Source organism: Enterobacter sp. RHBSTW-00593, from assembly GCF_013784105.1.
Classification (GTDB): Bacteria; Pseudomonadota; Gammaproteobacteria; order Enterobacterales; family Enterobacteriaceae; genus Enterobacter; species Enterobacter ludwigii.
The window spans coordinates 3,670,294-3,686,019 of the sequence record NZ_CP056393.1; the positions used below are offsets into that span (position 1 = coordinate 3,670,294).

20 protein-coding genes and 1 other RNA gene are annotated in these 15,726 nt (G+C 52.4%); 10 read left to right on the forward strand and 11 right to left on the reverse strand.

Translation table 11 applies throughout. From position 1 onward, the window contains the following. Position 1 precedes the first annotated feature (1 nt). The 6 genes from HV242_RS17490 to ffh form a co-directional block, all read right to left on the reverse strand. A complete protein-coding gene (locus tag HV242_RS17490) occupies positions 2-406 on the reverse strand; it encodes a DUF2946 domain-containing protein (RefSeq protein ID WP_014171246.1) in 405 nt (134 codons plus the stop codon). 131 nt (positions 407-537) lie between these two features. Beyond that, the gene (gene rplS / locus HV242_RS17495; protein WP_002914145.1) at positions 538-885 is read right to left on the reverse strand and encodes a 50S ribosomal protein L19; all 348 of its coding nucleotides are present in this window, start codon (positions 883-885) and stop codon (positions 538-540) included. A gap of 43 nt (positions 886-928) precedes the next feature. Next, entirely contained in the window at positions 929-1,696 is a 768-nt protein-coding gene (gene trmD, locus HV242_RS17500) for a tRNA (guanosine(37)-N1)-methyltransferase TrmD (RefSeq protein ID WP_014171247.1), read from the reverse strand. Between the two features lie 31 nt (positions 1,697-1,727). Continuing rightward, the gene (gene rimM / locus HV242_RS17505) at positions 1,728-2,267 is read right to left on the reverse strand and encodes a ribosome maturation factor RimM (RefSeq protein ID WP_032670210.1); all 540 of its coding nucleotides are present in this window, start codon (positions 2,265-2,267) and stop codon (positions 1,728-1,730) included. 15 nt (positions 2,268-2,282) lie between these two features. Continuing rightward, positions 2,283-2,531 (reverse strand): 30S ribosomal protein S16, encoded by a 249-nt coding sequence (gene rpsP / locus HV242_RS17510; protein ID WP_014171249.1) that lies wholly within the window; start codon positions 2,529-2,531, stop codon positions 2,283-2,285. Between the two features lie 190 nt (positions 2,532-2,721). Then, complete coding sequence (ffh, locus tag HV242_RS17515; protein ID WP_014171250.1) at positions 2,722-4,083, reverse strand: signal recognition particle protein; 1,362 nt, start codon at positions 4,081-4,083, stop codon at positions 2,722-2,724. A gap of 166 nt (positions 4,084-4,249) precedes the next feature. Here ffh and HV242_RS17520 point away from each other — a divergent pair, with 166 nt between their 5' ends. Then, positions 4,250-5,041, forward strand: coding sequence for a cytochrome C assembly family protein (locus HV242_RS17520; RefSeq protein WP_003863130.1), 792 nt, complete (start codon positions 4,250-4,252; stop codon positions 5,039-5,041). Between the two features lie 18 nt (positions 5,042-5,059). Further along, positions 5,060-6,346: an HlyC/CorC family transporter gene (locus tag HV242_RS17525; RefSeq protein WP_032670206.1), complete on the forward strand. Its 1,287-nt coding sequence runs from the start codon at positions 5,060-5,062 to the stop codon at positions 6,344-6,346. 51 nt (positions 6,347-6,397) lie between these two features. Here the strand turns inward: HV242_RS17525 and grpE are convergent, their stop codons facing one another. Continuing rightward, positions 6,398-6,991, reverse strand: coding sequence for a nucleotide exchange factor GrpE (grpE, locus tag HV242_RS17530; RefSeq protein ID WP_020883911.1), 594 nt, complete (start codon positions 6,989-6,991; stop codon positions 6,398-6,400). A gap of 122 nt (positions 6,992-7,113) precedes the next feature. Here grpE and nadK point away from each other — a divergent pair, with 122 nt between their 5' ends. From nadK to bamE, 3 genes are all read left to right on the forward strand, one after another. Next, positions 7,114-7,992, forward strand: a complete 879-nt coding sequence (gene nadK, locus HV242_RS17535) for an NAD(+) kinase (RefSeq protein ID WP_020883909.1) — start codon at positions 7,114-7,116, stop codon at positions 7,990-7,992. 85 nt (positions 7,993-8,077) lie between these two features. Beyond that, on the forward strand, positions 8,078-9,739 hold the full coding sequence (recN, locus tag HV242_RS17540) for a DNA repair protein RecN (protein WP_063858808.1): 1,662 nt from the start codon (positions 8,078-8,080) through the stop codon (positions 9,737-9,739). A gap of 138 nt (positions 9,740-9,877) precedes the next feature. Next, a complete protein-coding gene (gene bamE, locus HV242_RS17545; RefSeq protein ID WP_014171256.1) occupies positions 9,878-10,216 on the forward strand; it encodes an outer membrane protein assembly factor BamE in 339 nt (112 codons plus the stop codon). Positions 10,217-10,315: 99 nt separating this feature from the next. Here bamE and HV242_RS17550 read toward each other — a convergent pair whose 3' ends face one another. Further along, on the reverse strand, positions 10,316-10,603 hold the full coding sequence (locus HV242_RS17550) for an RnfH family protein (protein WP_020883907.1): 288 nt from the start codon (positions 10,601-10,603) through the stop codon (positions 10,316-10,318). Then, a complete protein-coding gene (locus tag HV242_RS17555; protein ID WP_024908332.1) occupies positions 10,593-11,030 on the reverse strand; it encodes a type II toxin-antitoxin system RatA family toxin in 438 nt (145 codons plus the stop codon). Before HV242_RS17555 ends, HV242_RS17550 begins: the two co-directional genes overlap by 11 nt. 156 nt (positions 11,031-11,186) lie before the next feature. Here HV242_RS17555 and smpB point away from each other — a divergent pair, with 156 nt between their 5' ends. From smpB to HV242_RS17570, 3 genes are all read left to right on the forward strand, one after another. Beyond that, positions 11,187-11,669 (forward strand): SsrA-binding protein SmpB, encoded by a 483-nt coding sequence (gene smpB, locus HV242_RS17560; protein WP_008502505.1) that lies wholly within the window; start codon positions 11,187-11,189, stop codon positions 11,667-11,669. Positions 11,670-11,758: 89 nt separating this feature from the next. Further along, positions 11,759-12,122: a transfer-messenger RNA gene (gene ssrA / locus HV242_RS17565) on the forward strand. Positions 12,123-12,392: 270 nt separating this feature from the next. Next, positions 12,393-12,656 (forward strand): DinI family protein, encoded by a 264-nt coding sequence (locus HV242_RS17570; protein WP_181616797.1) that lies wholly within the window; start codon positions 12,393-12,395, stop codon positions 12,654-12,656. Between the two features lie 43 nt (positions 12,657-12,699). Here HV242_RS17570 and HV242_RS17575 read toward each other — a convergent pair whose 3' ends face one another. Further along, the gene (locus HV242_RS17575; protein ID WP_181616798.1) at positions 12,700-13,254 is read right to left on the reverse strand and encodes a recombinase family protein; all 555 of its coding nucleotides are present in this window, start codon (positions 13,252-13,254) and stop codon (positions 12,700-12,702) included. A 136-nt stretch (positions 13,255-13,390) separates the two neighbouring features. Between HV242_RS17575 and HV242_RS17580 the strand changes: the two genes are divergently transcribed. Beyond that, a complete protein-coding gene (locus HV242_RS17580) occupies positions 13,391-14,116 on the forward strand; it encodes a tail fiber domain-containing protein (RefSeq protein ID WP_181616799.1) in 726 nt (241 codons plus the stop codon). A 150-nt stretch (positions 14,117-14,266) separates the two neighbouring features. Next, positions 14,267-14,929, forward strand: coding sequence for a phage tail fiber protein (locus HV242_RS24540; protein WP_181616800.1), 663 nt, complete (start codon positions 14,267-14,269; stop codon positions 14,927-14,929). Here HV242_RS24540 and HV242_RS24545 read toward each other — a convergent pair. After that, complete coding sequence (locus tag HV242_RS24545; protein WP_181616801.1) at positions 14,895-15,698, reverse strand: phage tail fiber protein; 804 nt, start codon at positions 15,696-15,698, stop codon at positions 14,895-14,897. The two genes, HV242_RS24540 and HV242_RS24545, sit on opposite strands and share 35 nt — an antisense overlap. Positions 15,699-15,726: the final 28 nt, after the last annotated feature.

Sequence of the window (15,726 nt, forward strand, 5' to 3'; positions counted from 1 at the left end):
TTTAAAGGGAAAAAGCAGACTGCCGCGGCGGCGCGCGGGTATCAGGAAAGAGCCAGGGGAAAAAGTGCCAGTGGCTGACCGGCGGTTGCGGCGGTGTAACGCGACTCCTTTGCAGTACCACACTGAGCAGTACAATCAGCGCCAGCATCATGCCCGGCACATGCGCTAACAGTACACAGTAGCCACACGCTTCCGCATGGTCGACGGGCATCGAGTGCGGCATATCGCCATGGTGCTCATCCATCGACATCATGCTCATGTCATGATGCATTCCCGGCATGGCGCTCATGGGATCTTTTTGCAGCGAGATGGAGATAAGCGGCGCAACCACGATCAGCAGGATCGCAAACAGCGCGGTCAAAGCCGCTGCGCGTTTCCAGTTATGCCGATGCAGTACGTTATCCACTTTCCCTCCCGTTAAGAGGCCAGCATTGTAAATGATTTATGACGAAAGGGTTAATGCGAGAGGTGCGATGGAATAAAAAAGGGCCAGCCTTTCGGCCAGCCCTTTTTAACAGGATGTCGCTTAAGCGAATCTTAGTTCAGACGCTCTTTAATACGAGCAGACTTACCAGTACGCTCACGCAGGTAGTACAGTTTAGCTTTACGTACAGCACCACGACGTTTAACAGCAATGCTGTCAACTACCGGAGAGTGAGTCTGGAAGACACGCTCAACGCCTTCGCCGTTGGAAATTTTACGAACAGTGAATGCAGAGTGCAGACCGCGGTTACGAATAGCGATAACCACGCCCTCGAATGCCTGCAGACGTTTTTTGGAACCTTCAACAACCCATACTTTCACTTCCACGGTGTCACCTGGACGGAAGGAAGGTACGTCCTGCTTCATCTGCTCTTGTTCAAGTTGCTTAATAATGTTGCTCATAATTTAATCTCTTATCCTGGGTAAACTGATATTCGGGAGCGTATTACGCATTCCCATCATGTTCATGCTGCTGTTGCGCGTGTTCTTTTTTGAACTCGGCCAGCAACTTTGCTTGCTCTTCAGTCAGAGCCAGGTTTTCCAGAAGTTCAGGTCTTCTAAGCCAGGTTCGGCCCAGCGACTGCTTCAAACGCCAGCGACGTATCTCAGCATGGTTTCCTGACAGTAACACCGCCGGTACTTCCATCCCTTCTAACACTTCAGGACGAGTATAGTGTGGACAGTCCAGCAACCCATCAGCAAAGGAATCTTCCGTTGCCGAAGCTTCATGGCCCAGTACACCCGGAATGAACCGGGCAACGGAGTCAATCAGCGTCATCGCTGGTAACTCACCACCGCTGAGTACGTAATCGCCGATAGACCATTCTTCGTCAATCTCGGTTTGAATTACGCGCTCATCTATCCCTTCGTAGCGACCACAGACCAGAATCAATTTTTGATTCGTCGCCAGTTCGCTGACGCCCGCTTGATCAAGCTTGCGTCCCTGAGGTGACAGATAAATCACCTTCGCGCCTTCACCTGCCGCGGCTTTTGCTGTGTGAATGGCGTCCCGTAAGGGTTGCACCATCATTAACATCCCCGGTCCGCCGCCGTAAGGACGATCGTCCACGGTACGGTGCCGGTCATGCGTAAAGTCACGAGGACTCCAGCTCTGGATGTTCAGCAGGCCATTCTTTACTGCCCGGCCAGTTACCCCGTAATCGGTAATCGCGCGGAACATTTCAGGAAACAGGCTAATTATGCCAATCCACATAGCGCCGTCTTTTACCGTTTATCCGGAGAATTTAAAAACCAGGATCCCAATCTACTTCAATCGTTTGAGTAGCGAGATCGACTTTCTTGATAACCTGTCCATCGAGGAACGGAACCAACCGCTCCTTGATGCCAAATGCATCTTTCAGGTTTGCCCTAATGACGAGAACGTCATTTGACCCGGTTTCCATCATGTCGATGACTTTCCCCAGGCTATAACCTTCAGTGGTGACCACCTGGCAACCCATAAGGTCTTTCCAGTAGTAGTCGCCCTCTTCCAGCTGCGGCAACTGCGACGAATCCACGATAATTTCACAATTAGTCAGTGCATTCGCGGCATCACGATCGTCAATGCCTTTCAGCTTGATGATGATGTCCTGATTGTGGTGACGCCAGCTTTCCAGCTCGACCTCTTCCCACTTACCGGCTTTCTGGATAAACCAGGGCTGGTAATTAAAAATGCTATCAGCGTCTTCAGTGGAGGAAAACACTCTGAGCCAACCACGAATACCGTAGCAAGAACCCATTTTGCCCAATACAATCGGTTCAACAGGTGCTTTATTGCTCATCATGACCACCGTGACAGATTAAGCTGCTTTGTTTGCTGCTTTGATCAGCGTAGCAACGCGATCGGAAACAGTAGCGCCCTGGCCAACCCAGTGAGCGATACGATCCAGATCCAGACGGGTTTCTTCTTCAGAACCAGAAGCGATCGGGTTGAAGAAACCAACGCGCTCAATGAAGCGACCGTTGCGTGCATTACGGCTGTCAGTAACAACAACCTGGTAGAACGGACGCTTTTTAGCGCCGTGACGTGCTAAACGAATAGTTACCATAACATCCTCTTGTGTGAATAAAACAACCGGGCTCCATCGAGGAACGGAGCCCGGGTGTCATATTAAAAGCCCGAAAATTTTACTGATTTCTGGGGAAAATGCAATCAGCAGTTAAAACTCTGCTGCAAAACACGGCCAGGGTGTGCTTTTCGGGCACACCCTGGCATCAAAATAGCCAGCTGCCAGGCGATTAACGGCCAGGGAATCCTGGCGGCATCATGCCCTTCATGCCACGCATCATCTTCGCCATGCCGCCTTTCTTCATTTTCTTCATCATGCGCTGCATGTCGTCGAACTGTTTCAGAAGGCGGTTTACGTCCTGCACCTGCATGCCGCAACCGGCTGCGATACGGCGTTTGCGGGACCCTTTGATGATGTCCGGGTTAGCACGTTCCTTGAGGGTCATCGAGTTGATGATCGCCTCCATACGCACCAGCACCTTGTCATCCATCTGCGCTTTTACGTTGTCAGGGATCTGGCCCATGCCCGGCAGTTTGCCCATCAGGCTTGCCATGCCGCCCATGTTTTTCATCTGACGCAGCTGCTCAAGGAAATCGGTCAGGTCAAAGCCGTCGCCTTTTTTCAGCTTGCTGGCCAACTTCTCAGCCTGGGCGCGGTCAACCTTGCTCTCGATATCTTCGATAAGCGACAGCACGTCGCCCATGCCGAGGATACGGGAGGCGATACGGTCCGGGTGGAACGGCTCCAGCGCTTCGGTTTTCTCACCCACACCGAGGAATTTAATCGGCTTGCCGGTGATATGACGAATCGAAAGCGCCGCACCGCCGCGGGCGTCACCGTCCACTTTGGTCAGCACTACGCCGGTTAACGGCAGCGCTTCGTTAAACGCTTTCGCAGTGTTCGCCGCATCCTGACCGGTCATGGCGTCAACAACAAACAGGGTCTCTACCGGATTGATAGCGGCATGCACCTGTTTGATCTCATCCATCATCGCTTCGTCAACGTGCAAACGACCGGCGGTATCCACCAGCAGCACGTCGTAGAATTTCAGCTTCGCCTCTTTCAGCGCCGCGTTAACGATGTCGACAGGCTTCTGGGCAACGTCAGACGGGAAGAAATCCACGCTGACCTGCTGCGCCAGGGTTTCCAGCTGTTTAATCGCCGCCGGGCGATAGACGTCCGCAGAAACGACCAGCACTTTTTTCTTGTGCTTTTCACGCAGGAATTTACCCAGCTTACCCACACTGGTGGTTTTACCCGCACCCTGCAGGCCCGCCATCAGCACGACGGCCGGCGGCTGTGCCGCCAGGTTAAGCACCTGGTTCTCTTCGCCCATCGCCGAAACCAGTTCGTTACGGACGATTTTGACGAACTCCTGACCCGGGGTCAGGCTCTTGTTAACTTCATGACCAACCGCCTTCTCTTTAACGCGGTTGATAAAATCACGAACAACCGGCAACGCGACGTCTGCTTCCAGCAGCGCCATGCGCACTTCGCGCAGCGTTTCCTTGATGTTGTCTTCGGTAAGGCGTCCGCGGCCGCTGATGTTGCGCAGCGTGCGCGACAAACGATCGGTTAAATTATCAAACATTGTCTCTCGCCTGAGTAGAAACGTTGGGTCGCTGGCAGCGACACATACACAGAATTTTGCCGGAGTATAACATGAAGGCGGCTTTGTTGTTATGCAACGGTTGGAGCAGGCGTCACGTAACGTTATACTGCTTCTCTTTCTTATTAAGACAACTGTCGATGCCTATATGCCTGTTTTCGCACTGATCGCCCTTGTTGCCTACTCTGTCAGCCTCGCGCTGATCATTCCTGGACTGCTGCAAAAAAACAGCGGCTGGCGACGCATGGCTATTCTTTCGGCGGTGATCGCACTGATAAGCCATGCGTTCGCGCTGGAATCGCGCATTATCCCCGGCGATGGCAGCGTACAGAACCTGAGCGTGCTCAACGTCGGCTCGCTGGTCAGCCTGATGATCTGTACGGTGATGACCATTGTCGCCTCTAAAAACCGCGGCTGGCTGCTACTGCCGATTGTGTATGCCTTCGCGCTGATCAACCTGGCCCTGGCCACGTTTATGCCCAATGAGTTTATTACGCATCTGGAAGCGACGCCGGGAATGCTGGTGCATATCGGCCTGTCACTCTTCGCTTATGCAACGCTCATTATCGCCGCGCTCTATGCCATGCAGCTCGCCTGGATTGACTATCAGCTGAAAAACAAAAAGCTGGCCTTTAACCATGAGATGCCGCCGCTGATGGTGATTGAGCGTAAGATGTTCCACATCACGCAGGTCGGTGTCGTGCTGCTGACGTTAACGCTGTGCACGGGCCTGTTTTATATGAAAAACCTGTTCAGCGTGGAGAATATCGATAAAGCGGTCCTCTCCATCATCGCGTGGTTTGTCTATATTGTCCTGTTATGGGGCCATTATCATGAAGGCTGGCGCGGTCGTCGCGTGGTCTGGTTCAACGTCGCGGGCGCGGGCATTCTCACCCTTGCCTATTTTGGCAGCCGCTTCATACAGCAATTTGCTGGCTAAGTAACAAAGGAGTTCCCCCTGGAACACATCTCTACCACCACGCTGATCATTACGCTGATCGTCATGGTGGTCATCTCCGCCTATTTCTCCGGCTCGGAAACCGGCATGATGACCTTAAACCGCTACCGGTTACGTCATCGTGCTAAGCAGGGTAACCGTGCCGCCCGTCGCGTCGAAAAACTGCTGCGTCAACCGGATCGTCTGATCAGTCTGGTGCTCATCGGTAACAACCTCGTCAACATTCTTGCCTCTGCGCTCGGTACCATCGTCGGGATGCGCCTGTACGGCAACGCCGGCGTCGCCATTGCCACCGGTGTGCTGACGTTTGTGGTGCTGGTGTTTGCAGAAGTGCTGCCTAAAACCATCGCCGCGCTCTACCCGGAAAAAGTGGCCTACCCCAGCAGCTTCCTGCTGGCACCGCTGCTGATCCTGATGATGCCGCTGGTCTGGTTACTGAACATGGTGACGCGTGTTCTGATGCGGATGATCGGTATCAAAGCAGACGTCACCATCAGCAGCGCGCTCAGCAAAGAAGAGCTGCGCACCATCGTGCATGAATCACGCTCGCAGATCTCCCGGCGTAATCAGGACATGCTGCTGTCGGTACTGGATCTGGAAAAGGTCAGCGTTAACGACATCATGGTGCCGCGTAACGAGATCGTCGGCATTGATATCAATGACGACTGGAAAGCCATCGTCCGCCAGCTGACGCATTCCCCGCACGGGCGTATCGTGCTGTACCGCGACTCTCTGGACGATGCCATCAGCATGCTGCGCGTGCGTGAAGCTTATCGTCTGATGACCGAGAAAAAAGAGTTCACCAAAGAGGTGATGCTCCGCGCCGCCGACGAAATTTATTACGTGCCGGAAGGAACGCCGCTCAGCACCCAGCTGGTGAAGTTCCAGCGTAACAAGAAGAAGGTCGGCCTGGTGGTCAATGAGTACGGGGATATTCAGGGGCTGGTGACGGTTGAAGATATTCTGGAAGAGATTGTCGGGGACTTTACCACCTCAATGTCCCCTTCCCTTGCGGAAGAAGTCACCCCGCAAAACGACGGCTCGGTGCTGATCGACGGTAGCGCGAACATTCGCGAGCTCAATAAAGCCTTTAACTGGCATTTACCGGAAGATGAAGCACGCACCATAAACGGGATGATTCTGGAAGCACTGGAAGAGATCCCGGCGGCGGGCACGCGGGTGCGCATTGAGCAATACGATATTGATATCCTGGACGTGCAGGACAATATGATTAAGCAGGTGAAAGTCCTGCCGGTAAAACCGATTCGGGAAAGTATTGCTGAGTAGAGAGTAGGCCGGGTACGGCGCAAGCCGCCACCCGGCACTACAGATGGCAAATTACGCTTTCGCTTTCGCCACGGTAACCATTGCAGCACGAATGGTACGACCGTTCAGGGTATAACCTTTCTGCATCACGCCAAGCACTTTACCGGCTTCAACGTCTTCTGATTCCACCATCGCAATCGCCTGGTGCACGTTTGGATCCAGCGGAACGTTGGTATCGCCAACCACTTCCACGCCAAACTTACGTACCACATCCAGCATGGATTTCAGCGTCAGTTCGATACCTTCGATCATCGCGGTGTTGTCCGGGTTAGCTTTATCAGCCACTTCCAGTGCGCGATCCAGGCTATCAATCACCGGCAGCAGTTCGTTGATAAATTTCTCCAGCGCAAATTTATGCGCCTTCTCAACGTCCTGCTCGGTACGACGGCGCAGGTTTTCCATTTCCGCCTTGATGCGCAGAACACTGTCGCGTTCGCGATTCTGTGCTTCTACCAGCTGAGCTTCCAGATTCGCAATTTTTTCATCGCGCGGGTCCACCTGCTCAGCAGATGCGTCCGGCTCTACAGCCTCAACATCATCGTGCTGTTCCGTGATAATTTCTTCAGGGGCTTGCCCCTCAGGCGTTTTCTGTTCTTTACTACTCATGAATTTCTCCGCGTTTTTCTGCATTCATATCGCTAACTTCGCTTATTATGGGGATCAGTTTCCGGGATTCAAGGGAACAAGACAGATTGTCATCATTCATCAGGCACAAGGACCTCCAGAAAATGAATAATCATTTCAGGTGTATTGGGATCGTCGGGCATCCGCGTCACCCTACCGCATTGACGACACATGAAATGTTGTATCGCTGGCTGTGTAGCAAAGGCTATGAAGTGATGGTCGAGCAGCAGATTGCCCAGGAGCTGCAGCTGAAGAGTGTCAAAACCGGCACGCTGGCGGAAATTGGCCAGCAGGCGGATCTCGCCGTGGTGGTCGGTGGCGACGGCAATATGCTCGGCGCGGCCCGAACGCTTGCGCGTTATGACATCAAGGTCATTGGTATCAACCGCGGCAATCTCGGCTTTCTGACCGACCTCGATCCGGACAACGCCCAGCAGCAGCTGGCCGACGTGCTGGAAGGTCATTATATCAGCGAAAAACGCTTTTTGCTGGAAGCGCAGGTGTGTCAGCAGGACTGCCAGAAGCGCATCAGCACCGCGATTAACGAAGTGGTGCTCCACCCCGGCAAAGTAGCGCACATGATTGAGTTCGAAGTCTATATCGACGAAATCTTCGCCTTCTCGCAGCGTTCTGACGGGTTGATTATCTCCACGCCGACAGGGTCGACTGCCTACTCGCTCTCTGCGGGTGGTCCGATCCTCACCCCTTCACTGGATGCCATCACCCTGGTACCGATGTTCCCGCACACGCTCTCGGCGCGTCCGCTGGTGATCAACAGCAGCAGCACCATTCGTCTGCGTTTCTCGCACCGCCGTAACGATCTGGAGATCAGCTGCGACAGCCAGATTGCGCTGCCTATTCAGGAAGGTGAAGATGTTCTCATTCGTCGGTGTGATTACCACCTGAATCTTATTCACCCAAAAGATTACAGCTATTTCAATACATTAAGCTCGAAGCTTGGCTGGTCAAAAAAATTGTTCTGATTTTGCATCCAGCACTTTACTGTATATAAAACCAGTTTATACTGTATGAAAACACAGTTATGGTTTTTCATACAGGAAAACAATTATGCTGGCACAACTGACCATCAGCAACTTTGCCATAGTTCGTGAGCTTGAGATCGATTTCCACAGCGGCATGACGGCGATCACCGGGGAAACCGGTGCGGGTAAATCCATTGCCATAGATGCCCTCGGCTTGTGCCTCGGCGGCCGTGCAGAAGGTGACATGGTGCGCAGGGGCGCAAACCGTGCCGATCTCTGCGCTCGCTTCTCCCTGAAAGATACCCCTGCCGCCCTGCGCTGGCTGGAAGAGAACCAGCTGGAAGACGGACGTGAGTGTTTACTTCGTCGCGTTATCAGCAGCGATGGTCGTTCCCGCGGCTTTATCAACGGCACTGCAGTCCCGCTTTCTCAGCTTCGCGAGCTCGGCCAGTTACTCATTCAGATCCACGGCCAGCACGCGCACCAGCAACTCATTAAACCGGAGCAGCAGAAAGCGCTGCTTGATGGCTATGCAGGTGAGTACGCACTTACTCAGCGCATGGCGGAGCACTATCGCCAGTGGCATCAAAGCTGCCGTGAGCTTGCCCAGCACCAGCAGCAAAGCCAGGAGCGTGCCGCCCGCGCTGAGCTTCTGGAATACCAGCTTAAAGAACTCAACGAATTTAGCCCGCAGACTGGTGAATTTGAGCTTATCGACGAAGAGTACAAGCGCCTGGCTAACAGCGGTCACCTGCTCTCAACCAGCCAGAATGCCCTTAACATGCTGGCTGACGGTGAAGACGTGAACCTGCAGAGCCAGCTGTATAATGTTCGTCAGCTCATCACCGAGCTGGCCGGCATGGACAGCAAACTCTCTGGCGTACTGGATATGCTGGAAGAGGCCGCGATTCAGATTTCAGAAGCCAGTGACGAACTGCGCCACTACTGTGAACGTCTGGATCTCGACCCGAACCGTCTGTTTGAGCTGGAGCAACGCATCTCCCGTCAGATCTCGCTGGCGCGTAAGCACCACGTTACGCCAGAGGAGCTGCCTGGCTACTATCAGTCTCTGCTTGATGAACAACAGCAGCTTGACGATCAGGCTGACTCGCTGGAAACCCTGTCACTGGCGGTGAACCTGCACCATGAACAGGCGCTGACGACGGCGAAACAGCTGCATGAGATCCGTCAACATTACGCCCAGGAACTGAGCCAGCACATCACCGACAGCATGCACACGCTGGCGATGCCGCACGGCGTATTCACCATCGATGTCCGTTTCGAAGAGAACCATCTGACGGCGGAAGGTGCGGACCGTATCGAATTCCGCGTCACCACCAACCCGGGGCAGCCGTTGCAGCCCATCTCTAAAGTTGCTTCCGGCGGTGAACTGTCGCGTATCGCGCTGGCGATTCAGGTGATTACCGCACGTAAAATGGAAACCCCGGCGCTGATTTTCGATGAAGTAGACGTGGGGATCAGCGGCCCTACGGCGGCGGTCGTCGGCAAACTGTTGCGCCAGTTGGGTGAATCAACGCAGGTCATGTGTGTTACCCACCTGCCGCAGGTGGCCGGGTGTGGTCATCATCACTTTATCGTCAGCAAAGAAACTGACGGTGAAATGACGGAAACGCACATGAAGCCACTGGATAAACGCGCACGTCTGCAGGAGCTGGCACGCCTGCTGGGCGGCAGTGAAGTCACGCGAAATACGCTCGCGAACGCGAAAGAACTGCTGGCGGCATAAACTTTTTCGGGATCTCAGGGTCATAGAGAACAACAAAAACGCCGCCAGACCGGTTTCAAAGTGGGGCAAGGTCTATTATCATCGGCATATAACATATGAGCCGCGTTCTGCTCGGGCCCGAAAAGGAATCAAATCACTATGCGTTGTAAAATGCTGACCGCTGCCGCAGCGGTTCTTCTGATGTTGACCGCAGGCTGTTCCACTCTGGAGAAAGTGGTTTACCGTCCTGACATCAACCAGGGGAACTACCTTACCCCTAACGATGTGTCCAAAATCCGTGTGGGGATGACACAACAGCAGGTCGCTTATGCACTTGGAACCCCAATGATGTCCGATCCGTTCGGCACAAACACCTGGTTCTATGTATTCCGTCAGCAGCCGGGCCATGAAGACGCGTCCCAGCAGACCCTGACGCTGACCTTCAGCAGCGCCGGTGTGTTGACCAACATCGACAACAAGCCTGCCCTGACCAAATAATCAGGTGTCAGAGATGCAAAAAGGTGCTCAATGAGCACCTTTTTTGTCTTCCTTCATCCCCCTCGCCCCTTTGAGATCAGGCTAAAGGTGAAGAGCGAACTACTTACCCGATTTCTCCGCACGCTGGCGACGCAGCTCTTTCGGGTCGGCAATCAGCGGGCGATAAATTTCGACCCTGTCACCCTCATTCACCACATCAGCCAGTTTGACCGGACGGCTGTAAATGCCGACTTTATTTTTCGCCAGGTCGATGTCACGACGAAGCTCAAGGATGCCAGAAGCGCGAATAGCCGCCTCAACGGTCGCACCTTCGTCCAGCATCACACGCTGCAGATATTGCTTCTCCGGCAGCGCATACACCACCTCGACAGCTATCTTATGCGACACTGTAAACCTCTTTGGCGCGGGTCGTGAACGCCTGAACCATATTCGAGGCCAGCTCTTTAAAGATGCGGCCAAACGCCAGCTCAATCAGTTTATTGGTAAACTCAAAGTCCAGCTGGAACTCGATGCGACAGGCATCAGCGCTGAGGGGGGTAAACTTCCAGCCACCCATCAGGGTTTTAAACGGACCATCTACCAGATGCATCAAAATACTCTGATTGCTCGTCAGCGTATTGCGGGTGGTGAACGTCTTGCTGATCCCCGCTTTGGAGACATCGACCGCCGCCGTCATCTGCGTCGGACCAGACTCCAGCACGCGGCTCCCGGTACATCCCGGAATAAATTCTGGATAAGACTGAACGTCGTTCACTAACTGATACATTTGTTCCGCGCTGTATGGAACAAGCGCAGTACGGCTAATCTGAGGCATAGCATTTCCCATGGTCACACAACCGACAAATAATAACATTTATCACCTGTTAAAAAAACGCTAAGCCTCATCTCGTGCTAATATAGCGCGTTAGACCTCACAGGACGCAATGAGGTGACTTTTTGAAATCAGATTACCGATGGCTTTACGATACTTATGACGAAGAAAAAAGCACATAAACCAGGCTCGGCGACCATTGCGCTCAACAAGCGTGCTCGCCACGAGTATTTTATTGAAGAAGAATTCGAAGCTGGCCTTGCATTGCAGGGCTGGGAAGTAAAATCGCTGCGCGCCGGGAAAGCCAATATCGGTGATAGCTACGTGATCCTGAAAGATGGCGAAGCCTTCCTGTTCGGTGCCAACTTCACGCCGCTGACCGTCGCCTCGTCACACTACGTGTGTGACCCAACGCGTACCCGTAAGCTGCTGCTGAACAAGCGTGAACTGGAGTCCCTTTATGGGCGCATTAACCGTGAAGGCTTCACCGTGGTTGCCCTGTCGCTGTACTGGAAAAATGCCTGGTGCAAAGTGAAAGTTGGCGTCGCGAAGGGTAAAAAACAGCACGACAAACGTACCGATCTGAAAGAGCGCGAATGGCAGCTCGACAAAGCACGTATTATGAAAAACGCAGGACGTTGATTCTGCGCACTTATTGTACTATTCAATAAGTTAGCGTTCCGGGCTGGTATCCAGGATCTAAAATCTGGTATACTCAGTTCAACACTATTGGGGCTGATTCTGGATTCGACGGGATTTGCGAAACCCAAGGTGCATGCCGAGGGGCGGTTTGCCTCGTAAAAAGCCGCAAAAAAATAGTCGCAAACGACGAAAACTACGCTTTAGCAGCTTAATAACCTGCTCTGAGCCCTCTCTCCCTAGCTTCCGCTCTTAAGACGGGGATTCAAGAGAGGTCAAACCCAAAAGAGATCGCGTGGAAGCCCTGCCTGGGGTTGAAGCGTTAAAACTAATCAGGCTAGTACGTTAGTGGCGTGTTTGTTCGCAGCTGGCGTGCGAATGTAAAGACAAACTAAGCATGTAGTACCGAGGATGTAGAAATTTCGGACGCGGGTTCAACTCCCGCCAGCTCCACCACTTTTGATAGGACTGCAACCGGACAGCGGCAATAAAAACAGCCACTTACGGACTCTGACCAGACAGAGCGCAGACCGAGAAAAGACAAAAAAATGCACGTGAAATGCACGTGCACTTTAAAAGAACCCCAGATCTCGTGGTCTGGGGTTTTTCTATTTGTAACTAAGGGTAACAAAAACACATCCACCTTTCGCGCTCCACTCGCCTTGACACTGTCTATGTTTACAGTAAAAATACTGTATACAATCACAGTGGTTTCCGGAGGCTTTTATGTTCGTTGAACTGGTTTATGACAAGCGTAATGTTGAAGGTTTGGCTGGTGCCAGAGAGATTATCCTGACCGAGTTGACGAAACGGGTACACCAGATTTTCCCTGATGCCGAAGTGAAGGTGAAGCCGATGCAGGCGAACGCTTTAAATAGCGACGCCAGCAAAAGTGATCGGGAAAAGCTGAACCGCATGCTGGAGGAAATGTTTGATGAATCCGACATGTGGCTGACGTCTGAATTCCCGACCGTCCGGCAAAATGTATAAAACGGCGAGGGGCAGCCTTTTTCAACAGCTGCCCTTCAATTATTTAGGATTGACCCACCGGGAATTTTTTGTAAAGCGTGCACACAGCCACATCATAAATTATTGCCACCTGCTTTCTGTCCACGCCGTTTGTTATTAATCTCCCAGCCTGCTCCCATTGTTCTGCTGTTAACTTTGGACGCCTCCCACCTATTCTCCCTTTTGCCCTCGCCACGGCTAAACCTGCCCTCGTTCTTTCAATAATATTTTCTCTTTCCATCTCAGCCGCAGCACTCAGCATTGTGTATGCGAATCTGCCGATTGACGTGCTGATCCTTATTCCTTCAGTGATTGAGACAAATTCAATATTATTAGCCCGGAAATAGCGCAGTAAATCGACGAGGTGTATGAGTGATCGACCGAGCCGGTCTAGCTTCCAGACGATGACGGTGTCACCTGGCCGCAATAACTTCATCATCTTATCCAGGCCAGGACGTTTTGACTTCGCTCCGGATATTTTATCCTCAAATATCTGGTCACATTCTGACCGATTTAGCGCCTCTAACTGTAATTCAAGATTTTGGTCAAAAGTTGATACCCTTGCATACCCATATTGCATGTTTTTTAGTCACCTTTTTGTACGAAAAAATCAGGTGACGTTATCGACCAAGCCACCAAAGGGCAATCTATAAAACGTCGGTTTAGGAATATCGGATACAGTGTTGCTTGCAGGTGTTACCGCAACGACCGGGGATATGACAATACAGTCAACTACAGGGAGCGTACGTTACAATGCAGGCTCCGGTGGGGAACATGTTTTTAACTCTGCGTCACTACGTGCTCTTTTTAACTGCCCTGTAGCCCTTTCCTCTGGCTCAATTACTATCCCTAATATTGCATCAGCGACAGCCCCATCGGGTCCTGGTGTGCGCGGTATTTCTGCAGGCGCAGACTCAGCCAACTTTGACAATGCATCTAACATCAACCTTTATTCATGGTATGGGATTGGGTTCTGCACCGCGTACACATCACCAACCAATGGTGTTCAGGAAGGCAAGCCGGCCGTGTATATCAATACACGAAATGGAACGATTAATGCGAAAGGGGCGGTTCAGGCCAACGGCGTTACGCTTACGTCAGACTGGAACGCAAAAGAGGAAGTTAACATCATCGAACCGGCAGAAGCTCTTGAGAAGATCGCTGCACTGGACGGTTATACATTCCGCTATAAGGATGCTGAATCAAAGAGACTCACCGCTGGGGCACTGGCGCAAGATCTCGATTTAGTAATTCCCGACCTGGTGATCCGTGATGAGGCTTCGGATTATCTCGTAGCCGATTATATGGGGCTGATAGGATACCTTATTGCTGCCGTTAAAGGATTAAAAATGCAGATAGACGTAATTATGGATGCAGAAAATTTAAGCAGTGATAAAGGGGTTAACGCAGATGGGGAGCTGACCCAGCAGTCTGGATCGTGAAATATTTTAAATGTCGGTTTAGGAGATGCGGCCACAAGGGGAGTAACCAGCGATAAAATCTCTCCGGGCATTGGCCACAATACTCTCCCTACTGTAGGAGCTATTGGACTGGGAAATCCGCGACATATTGAAAACTTTTCAGATACGAGTGTGCTTGGATTTGGTAGGTATACAACATCAACGATCAACTCCCCCGGAGGTGGAGGAGTCGGGCTGCAGTTGCAGTATGATGGTGCCCCATCTTTTTCATGGTTCGTTTGGTCTAATGATGGCCAAGCATATATTCAGACTACTCACAATCAAGGAGGCCAATACACTTGGAAAAAGGTATACACCACAGCCAATACCACCACTGCTTCTGATGGAACCCTGAAAGCAGCATCTCCGGTCGCTCGTATTGTTGCGAGTGCTGATGCATGCCTGCGCTCAGATATTGCTGAGGATGGTTTTTCATGGTGCGGCTGCGGTACGGCGAACGCTGAGGCGGAAGGAATTACTCTTTCTCGCCTCGATGCGGGGGTTTACGTGCTGACCGGTTCGGCAGGGCTGGCGTCAGAGGGGTGGCAGCTACTGCCGCCAATGGACCCAGGCGGCATGGGGGAGCTGGGCCTGGTTGAGGCAGAGCAAACCGACAAGGGCGAACTGGTAATCCGCCTGTTCAAGCGCAAATACATGTTGAGCGATGAAGGTGAGATCATCAAAACCAAAGGTAAACCGATGGACGTACCGGCGAACAGCTGGATCGATGTTCGCCTGGATATGCCTGAAGATTCCCTGTTTAACCGGCGGATGAATCAGGTATTTCAGCCGTAGCTGCGCGTTGATTCCAGATGCTGCATTGCGGCATCTCAACACGAACGCTGACAAACTGATCTGCAGGGATATCAACCGGATCGCCATCACTCATGCCATCCAATTCATTTCTGGCGAACTCTGGCGCGTCAGGATGCGTGCGGTGATAAGTCTTCACCAGCACCGTACCGTCAGCGTTAACCTCATAATCAAGCCAGATGAGCGGTTGCTTGTTGCGGTCGGTGGGGATGTCAAAACCGCCATCGATGCCGCCCCATGCCGCATCTGAGTTCAGACCCTGGCATCCTTCAATCAGATATTCACCTGTGGCCAGACGCTTTACGGTGCAGCCCTCCGATTCATCGTTAGTTTCAAACGAGCCGTCAGAGAATAATTTAACTACTGGGGATGCAGCCTTCAGGGTGCCATCGCTGGCCTTTGTGGTGTTATACGTGGTGTAAAATTCCTGCCAACCCGGCGTGGCTACATTTTCTGCCTGAGTTCGGTACCAGATACGCCCGCCTTTAGCCACACCAAGATTTGTCGCGTATATCTGCGTAACCGAATTCTTGCTGCCACGCATTCTGAAAAACTGGCCATATTTCGATGTGTCGGCCGGAAAATCCCCCGTTGTATCAGCTGTTGTCTGCCACAGTCCTGTGGGCTCAGAAAAATAGTTAATGCCGCCTGAAACAGGTGTTCCTGAAGCTGTATTTCCCTCCCCGATACCGAACCCACCGACAACCAGCAATCGTCCTGCAGTAGCATCGGTAACTGATGTCTGGAACATCGCCGTTGCGCCACTTCCTAAACCGACC

Bases quoted from the DNA above. Each gene is read 5' to 3' on its own strand.
- rpsP (WP_014171249.1), bottom strand. From the start codon at position 2,531: ATGGTAACTATTCGTTTAGCACGTCACGGCGCTAAAAAGCGTCCGTTC.
- ffh (WP_014171250.1), bottom strand. From the start codon at position 4,083: ATGTTTGATAATTTAACCGATCGTTTGTCGCGCACGCTGCGCAACATC.
- trmD (WP_014171247.1), bottom strand. From the start codon at position 1,696: ATGTGGATTGGCATAATTAGCCTGTTTCCTGAAATGTTCCGCGCGATT.
- HV242_RS17575 (WP_181616798.1), bottom strand. From the start codon at position 13,254: ATGCAATATGGGTATGCAAGGGTATCAACTTTTGACCAAAATCTTGAA.
- HV242_RS24545 (WP_181616801.1), bottom strand. From the start codon at position 15,698: ATGTTCCAGACATCAGTTACCGATGCTACTGCAGGACGATTGCTGGTT.
- HV242_RS17570 (WP_181616797.1), top strand. From the start codon at position 12,393: ATGTTCGTTGAACTGGTTTATGACAAGCGTAATGTTGAAGGTTTGGCT.
- recN (WP_063858808.1), top strand. From the start codon at position 8,078: ATGCTGGCACAACTGACCATCAGCAACTTTGCCATAGTTCGTGAGCTT.
- rimM (WP_032670210.1), bottom strand. From the start codon at position 2,267: ATGATGAGCAATAAAGCACCTGTTGAACCGATTGTATTGGGCAAAATG.
- smpB (WP_008502505.1), top strand. From the start codon at position 11,187: ATGACGAAGAAAAAAGCACATAAACCAGGCTCGGCGACCATTGCGCTC.
- nadK (WP_020883909.1), top strand. From the start codon at position 7,114: ATGAATAATCATTTCAGGTGTATTGGGATCGTCGGGCATCCGCGTCAC.
- HV242_RS17520 (WP_003863130.1), top strand. From the start codon at position 4,250: ATGCCTGTTTTCGCACTGATCGCCCTTGTTGCCTACTCTGTCAGCCTC.
- bamE (WP_014171256.1), top strand. From the start codon at position 9,878: ATGCGTTGTAAAATGCTGACCGCTGCCGCAGCGGTTCTTCTGATGTTG.
- grpE (WP_020883911.1), bottom strand. From the start codon at position 6,991: ATGAGTAGTAAAGAACAGAAAACGCCTGAGGGGCAAGCCCCTGAAGAA.
- HV242_RS17555 (WP_024908332.1), bottom strand. From the start codon at position 11,030: ATGCCTCAGATTAGCCGTACTGCGCTTGTTCCATACAGCGCGGAACAA.
- rplS (WP_002914145.1), bottom strand. From the start codon at position 885: ATGAGCAACATTATTAAGCAACTTGAACAAGAGCAGATGAAGCAGGAC.
- HV242_RS17580 (WP_181616799.1), top strand. From the start codon at position 13,391: ATGACAATACAGTCAACTACAGGGAGCGTACGTTACAATGCAGGCTCC.